The 6,455-nt window shown below is 35.0% G+C and carries 10 protein-coding genes; all 10 read right to left on the bottom strand.

The window, feature by feature from the left end:
- Positions 1 to 504: 504 nt before the first annotated feature.
- Positions 505 to 888 (bottom strand): type II toxin-antitoxin system RnlB family antitoxin, encoded by a 384-nt coding sequence (locus ASD24_RS21045; protein ID WP_056700190.1) that lies wholly within the window; start codon positions 886 to 888, stop codon positions 505 to 507.
- Positions 889 to 1,031: 143 nt separating this feature from the next.
- Positions 1,032 to 1,220 (bottom strand): hypothetical protein, encoded by a 189-nt coding sequence (locus tag ASD24_RS31115; RefSeq protein WP_235540738.1) that lies wholly within the window; start codon positions 1,218 to 1,220, stop codon positions 1,032 to 1,034.
- Positions 1,221 to 1,706: 486 nt separating this feature from the next.
- Entirely contained in the window at positions 1,707 to 2,387 is a 681-nt protein-coding gene (locus ASD24_RS21035; protein ID WP_056700183.1) for a hypothetical protein, read from the bottom strand.
- A gap of 32 nt (positions 2,388 to 2,419) precedes the next feature.
- On the bottom strand, positions 2,420 to 2,695 hold the full coding sequence (locus tag ASD24_RS21030) for a hypothetical protein (RefSeq protein WP_056700180.1): 276 nt from the start codon (positions 2,693 to 2,695) through the stop codon (positions 2,420 to 2,422).
- Positions 2,696 to 3,952: 1,257 nt separating this feature from the next.
- Entirely contained in the window at positions 3,953 to 4,411 is a 459-nt protein-coding gene (locus ASD24_RS21020; protein ID WP_056700175.1) for a hypothetical protein, read from the bottom strand.
- Positions 4,380 to 4,679: a hypothetical protein gene (locus ASD24_RS21015; protein WP_056700173.1), complete on the bottom strand. Its 300-nt coding sequence runs from the start codon at positions 4,677 to 4,679 to the stop codon at positions 4,380 to 4,382. The genes ASD24_RS21020 and ASD24_RS21015 overlap by 32 nt, the downstream gene beginning before the upstream one ends.
- Positions 4,680 to 4,739: 60 nt before the next feature.
- Positions 4,740 to 4,961, bottom strand: coding sequence for an aspartyl-phosphate phosphatase Spo0E family protein (locus ASD24_RS21010; RefSeq protein WP_056700170.1), 222 nt, complete (start codon positions 4,959 to 4,961; stop codon positions 4,740 to 4,742).
- A 39-nt stretch (positions 4,962 to 5,000) separates the two neighbouring features.
- Complete coding sequence (locus tag ASD24_RS21005; protein WP_056700167.1) at positions 5,001 to 5,315, bottom strand: hypothetical protein; 315 nt, start codon at positions 5,313 to 5,315, stop codon at positions 5,001 to 5,003.
- 33 nt (positions 5,316 to 5,348) lie between these two features.
- Positions 5,349 to 5,636, bottom strand: coding sequence for a hypothetical protein (locus tag ASD24_RS21000; protein WP_056700164.1), 288 nt, complete (start codon positions 5,634 to 5,636; stop codon positions 5,349 to 5,351).
- A gap of 5 nt (positions 5,637 to 5,641) precedes the next feature.
- Positions 5,642 to 6,079 (bottom strand): hypothetical protein, encoded by a 438-nt coding sequence (locus ASD24_RS20995; protein WP_056700162.1) that lies wholly within the window; start codon positions 6,077 to 6,079, stop codon positions 5,642 to 5,644.
- Positions 6,080 to 6,455 lie beyond the last annotated feature (376 nt).

Below are 6,455 nucleotides of genomic sequence, written 5' to 3'. Positions count from 1 at the left end.
GAATAAATTACATTAATATTATTAAAAATTATTTTCACATTAATTTTGATAATCAGTTCTTCTAAATTCATTAAATATATCTGTTTTCAAAAAAAGAACCCTCGCTTAGATCGCGAGGGTTCTTTTTCATGGAATTATGTGATGCTTCTTATTTCGTTTTTTTAATTATCTTATGAGATCTATTAATTCTTATCTACTAGTTACGACCTATAGAAATGTAATGCATAGAGTTTGTATACACCATTGTCAGAAAAAATTAGAATTCATCAAATGTATAATCTTTTCTCCTTGCATTATGGAACTGATGAGATGAACAGCATATATTTTTGTTTTGAATATCTAGTAAGTTGATGCCTTGGAAGAATGAATCACTTTTAATCAGATGATTATTGTCATGTTTGATTTTTAGGATTTCAAAGTACTTATTTCATTCATTGACGTTTTCTTTTCTAATTAACATTAAAAAAATACCGAACCTTATGAGTATCGGTTCGGTATTAGATTTTATATTGAGAAACCTTTTTTAAGCATTTTCTTTTCTATAATTGTAAGAATACTTGCTTCTAATGAATCAGGACTATGATTAACCAGAGTGCGGTTACTTAGAACACGAATATCGTCCTTAATCGTTGGCATCACATGTACTAAAGAATTAGGACAAATTTGACCCTGAACTATCTGTGCTTCTAAAAAGCGTTCTTTATTTCTTGTTCCTAGACAGGTCAGCCAGTCGATTATAATCCGACCATTAAAACTATCGGGGATATGATGTTCAATTCCACCGGCACGGGACTCATGATGTCTGGCAATAACCAATTTATCATAGTAGCTATCTGACAGATCAGCAATTAAAAAATCCTGAGTTGGGATAATTGTCGTGGTATTCACTTAATCACGCTCCTAATCAAATTCTTGCATTCTGTTCTTTTACTTAACGAAGGATCACAAAAAAATACCGAACCAATAGGTCGATATTTTCTAACTTCTCTATATCCTTTCTAATTATTGCTTTTCTCTCATTGTAAAAATCCTTATGCGTAGTAATCTTGCATGCAAGAGGGACAAGGATATCCAACCTCTGGTTCTAATCCTTCTTTGGTCAGTCTTTCAGCTTCTTTAATAGCTTCAGCACGACTGGTGAAGCTGACTTTCTCTGTATCGCAACCGCCAAGACTGCATATTCCTTTTGCAAAATTCCATTCCAGTGCTTTGATGTTCAAAAATTGTATATGAACTAACTATGAAATACTTTGTTATATCAGCTCCATCTTCATATAGATAAGTTTCTAAATCATTTTTCTCTCCGGAATTGATTAGGCAGTCATTTTCCGTATCTTGAATTGTCTCGTTTTCTTGAAATATAATTCGTTGTTTTCCATGCGTTCTATCTTCACTATCTTTTTTTTCATTAATTTCTAACATCTGCACCTCTGAATTAATGGAAGATTCATTTTCGAATAATCCGTCATGTTTCTGAAATAGTTTATTTACTATTCTTTTGAATAATGAATTTTTACGTTTTTTGTATTGCTTCTCTTTCTCTTCTTTATATGCAGCAATTTAACCCTGCTTCTATTTCTTTTAAAGATTTCTGTTCATCTTTATGTAGATTAATAATTGTTGTATTCATTAGATCCGCTCCTTTTTTTCGTTAGTCATGAGGTTTATCGGTGGCGTTAGCCGCGCTTTAAAAAAAAAATCCGAACCTATTTAGGTTCGGATTCTTTTATTTGTTTTTGACTTTTGAAATTTTCCATTTCCTGAAGATCTTCAACTGATATTTCGTAAGCTCCATCCTGGCGTCCTTTTTTAATATAAGAATCTAGCCTTTTGGACTGACCAATGAGTTCAAAGTTACTCATAATCCAGGACTCCAATTCATCTCTGGTAACGTCTCCTACTTTGAGACATTGCTCATAAAACTGCATGTGCTCAAGCGCTTGTGCCATTCGCGGGTATTCACGTTCAACAATCATTTTTATTGTCTCCCAATGATGCACTGGTACAGTATCATAGAATTGCTTAGCTGCTTTATCGTATACGCCAAAACCAGTCCTACCATATCCTTTCCGGAGATATCCGTTAAGGATATCTTTAAAATCATCCTGCTCGTATACAATCTCAAATATATCTGCAGCACTTTCCAGACCTGAGTCTAAGGTAATAGCGTCCAACTTGTGTCGTTCAACATATATACGTAAGATCTCTTCAAGGCGAGTATACTCTTCATCCTTTTCCATAATGCTAATAAACTCATAACATGCAAATTGATGTGCTCTACTTATTTTTTTCTCTTTTTGTTGTGGTTCAATTATTTTTTCAACATATTGCATCAAAATTTGAATGACAACAAATTGTGGATTGTAGCTGAATTGTATGGTTGGCATTGTTTAGAAGCTCCTTCTTATATGGAATTGAACTACCGATCAAGCATAACGCACCGAATCAAATTTTGACTGTTGGTCTTTTTATTTGTATTTTTATGTAACTCAAGTGCATATGCATAATCACTAAATCCGTTTACGACATCTTCAAGAAGTAGCTCTGCATTTTCATCGATGATCACGCATGCAGTATCTTCTCCATACTGATCATGTTCCATAAGAAATAATGTGTGCCCATCAGAAGTGCTACGATTGCTGATTGCACTCCATTTGCCGTTGAGTCCATTAATTTTGATACCTTGCATTGTCATATGTATTCCTCCAGTATTTATTATTTTATATTTTGGATCTCTTTTACTTTATTGGCCGTTAAGACGGCGTCTTACGATTTAATGTTCGTGTAAGAAAAAAAAACCGAACCTCTCAAGAGGTTCGGTTTTTGGTTTAAGTCAAATGATTTGTAACCATAATGATTAGAAACGTCCATATGATAGCAGCAATTGAAGCAGTGACTTTGTCTTTTGTCTTAAAATCAGCAAACATTTTATTCATATTATGATCCTCATTTCAATGTATTAGTTTGGTTGCTTATCTATAGAACTTGATCTATCCTTCTTATCTCCATACAGACCTTTAGCGGTCTCTTGATCATTCATTTTATTGGCCGCTTGGGCGGCGCTTGTGACGCTTTTTCGTTATTCATTGTTTACAATAATCTTATTTTTCCAAAAAAATAACCGACCCTCATTCGAGGTTCGGTATTTGCAAGATCTCTTAGCTGATAATAATGCATCTAATTCATAAAGCTCCAGTCCATCTGCTCTATCAGCAGCTTTTCGGTACTCTACTCTTTGGCTTCAACTTTCCCTATTCAGTTACAATAAAATATGAGATTGAATCTGGTTTCATATAATAGGTCAGACATAATTCCTGAAGTTCTGAAGTTATATCATTATATTGTATCCATTTATCTTGTATGATTACTTGGTGCCCCTCAAGTTCGTAATAGCACTCCGTTAGTTGCTGACCACTCAGTTTTTCAATGCTCTGGCCATCTTCGTTAAAATCCTGTAAATACTGTGCTATTATCGAATCGAGATAAAAAATGACTCGGATCTTTCTGTTTGATGTATTTCTTTTGAGTTTAAAAAAACTAATTAAACGTTTGAGCATTCGTAAACCTCCGATATGTAAGATAGTGTTCTATTGAATTTCGAAAATAACGCGATAAGCTAAAGTAATCTTCAGACCCTTCACCGACGGATCAACCGCTTCTTCTAGGACACTGCATCTTACATGTTGTGTTCAAGATGAGAAGTTCGTTCTGCTTTGAGTTAATTGTTGTACTTCACACACGGCACCAGTTACCCAAACCCCGTATAGCAAGTTTCGGATCTACTTCCATTACTGTAAGGTACGCAAGACTACTAGAGCCTCAATCGGTTTATGTGGTCATTTATTCTATTGGCCGCTTGGGCGGCGCTTGTGACGCTTTTTCATTATTCATTGTTTGCAGTAATCTTAATTTCCAAAAAAATAACCGAACCTCATTTGAGGTTCGGTATCTTTCAAGATCTCTTAGCTGTTAATAATGCATTCAATTCATAAAGCTTTAGTGCATCAGATCTATCCGCTTTCAATATTTCTTGAATACACTGTTCAAATACTTCGTTATTATTTGAAAGTTCCAAATCCATTTTTTTTCGATAATGCTCGACACGATCAAGGAATGTTTTATTCTCCTTGATCTCTTCTATTATAGATAAAGATTCAGTGGTAACGTCCCATACCTTAGCACATGTTAAACATACACCTTCTTCACCAGTTCCAATATCAACTAATCTAGAGGTACATGTTGGACATTCGATTTCCAAATAAGCTTCATCGTTTAGACTGTAGCATCTAATATGACTACCATCTGGTTCAATCTCCCATATTTGCACACATGTTCGACAAAGAAATATTTCAGAATCTATGTCTTCCATTCCTGGAGTATTACAATTCGGACAAAGGATGTTCATTTGCATGAGAATAACCACCTTTTAGAATTGATTTTTTTGGGATACAGACTTCGTCATTATCGACTTCATTCTTTGGATAAATGTATGCGGGTTCCTTGAGTTGTATCGAGTTTTCTGCTTTCCATGTGTGTTCACTTGTAATTTGGAGCGCAGCCTTATTTGAAGCTTCTTCCCGTTTGAGATCCCAGAGATTATAAATACAGATCCCCATAAGTCCTAATATGATACATAAACCAATGGCCTGCCACCAATCGGTGTATATAATGTTATCCATTTATGAGTCACTCCTGTTTTGTTAGTATCGCAATCTTTAGACAGCATAACTATAAGCCGATTAATTAGCCCTGTTTTTGGATTGATCAAGTTGTTTTTTCAGTGCCATGTGCTGAATGATCTTTATGTCTAGTTTCTGAGAGGCCTCAATTACTTCTTTACTATGTAATCCAAACTCGGAACTTATTTTTACCATTTCTGAACGAAGTTCCTCCAGATCGTTCTGGAGAACATGTATCTGCTCCTGAATTGCTTGTGGTGAAATTGGATTCTTAATTCTCATACACCCCTTCCGCTATATTCAGCAAACACTATGAGACTATTATCCGCACAACGTCTCACATTCATATTCCAGTGCATTGAACAGATAGCTGGAATCCGATTGCTCATATTCCGATGTCAGATATTGTTCAGCAGCAGCAAACGTATTCCGTTTAACCTCAAGGCGAGTACTCCACCAGTTAGTGCTGATCGTTAGGGGATCGTTTTCAGAACATTGAGTTGTAATGCAATCAGCGAGTGAGATTGAGTCATCATTAAAAAGTACAATCTTAGCTCCAAACGGAATCACTTTTCCGGTCACTGCATCGACCGGAAGCGGGCTTGATTCATTGTAATTATTGATGTTCATGTTCATATCAATCACTCCTATTAATTTGTTGTTTTGAACTTAAATAATCGCGGCGTATACTTGGCCGAAAATATCATCCGATTGAGTTTCCCACTTGAGCTGCCCTTCAGTTACAGCAAAACTAATGCGATCAAAATCGACTTCATTCTTCCACCACCCAGGCGTCAGAGTGAAAGCTTCGTTGATCAATTTATCATCGATAACCTCTTTGGCGAGCATAAGAGAATTATCGAGCACCTGAACCACTTCCTGTCCATATGCAATGATTTGTCCTGTAATCAGATCTGTTGGTAGCGGACTTATTGCTTTATAGTTATTGAGGTTCATGATCTTTAAATCTCCTCTGTTCCGTCCTTGATAATTGGCCTGCATACCTTGCGATTTTCGTTTAACCAAGCATCAATCTCAATTAGACTTTTGCTTGCTTTTATTTTGAGACGTTCTAAATGATATCTCTCAAACTTTAAACTCATCTTCAAACAAATGTGACGCATACTAATCCATAATCCGAACGGTTCAAAATCAAGAAGATAATATATACAGCCACCAGCGATATGAAAATAAATAGCATGTTCGGGAAACAGTATGCTGAGTGTAAACATCGAGATAACCGTAAAAATAATCTTGCGCTTAACGAAAGAAAGAAAAAACGTGCAGCATACTGTTATATAAAAACAAATTGCAACGGTTGATTGGAAAATACCAATAACGAATAATGTTAGAATGACTAAGTTGATGAGTGAAATTGCAATACGGTCGATAGTTCTCATACTATACTTCCTCTCTAGAGTTAAATATTTTATTGTCATTTCATCGTATTTATTGGCCGGCTCGCCGGCAGGTTTTGTTTTTAATAGGATACTTAGTTAATAGCTCAAGTGAAAAAAATTGAAATCTAGAAGGTTGGTTCTATGGCGATTCGTAAAATTTCAAAAAAAATCCGACATGATGTATCATGTCGGATTTTTAGAACTTATGTATTTCTGGAATAATGGTTTGATATCTAAATCTTAATTTGATAAGACCTCTTCGTTAAGACAATAAGCTTAACTAGTAACTGTTGATCAATTAGGTGAAACAAATAAATTGTCTTATTAATTACGCATATTATATTACATTTTTTTATGAATCCCCTTCTATAAAATT

It is taken from the genome of Paenibacillus sp. Root52, assembly GCF_001426865.1.
GTDB lineage: Bacteria > Bacillota > Bacilli > Paenibacillales > Paenibacillaceae > Paenibacillus.
The sequence above is the reverse complement of the archived record's forward strand: the minus strand, read 5'-3'. Positions and strand labels throughout refer to the sequence as shown.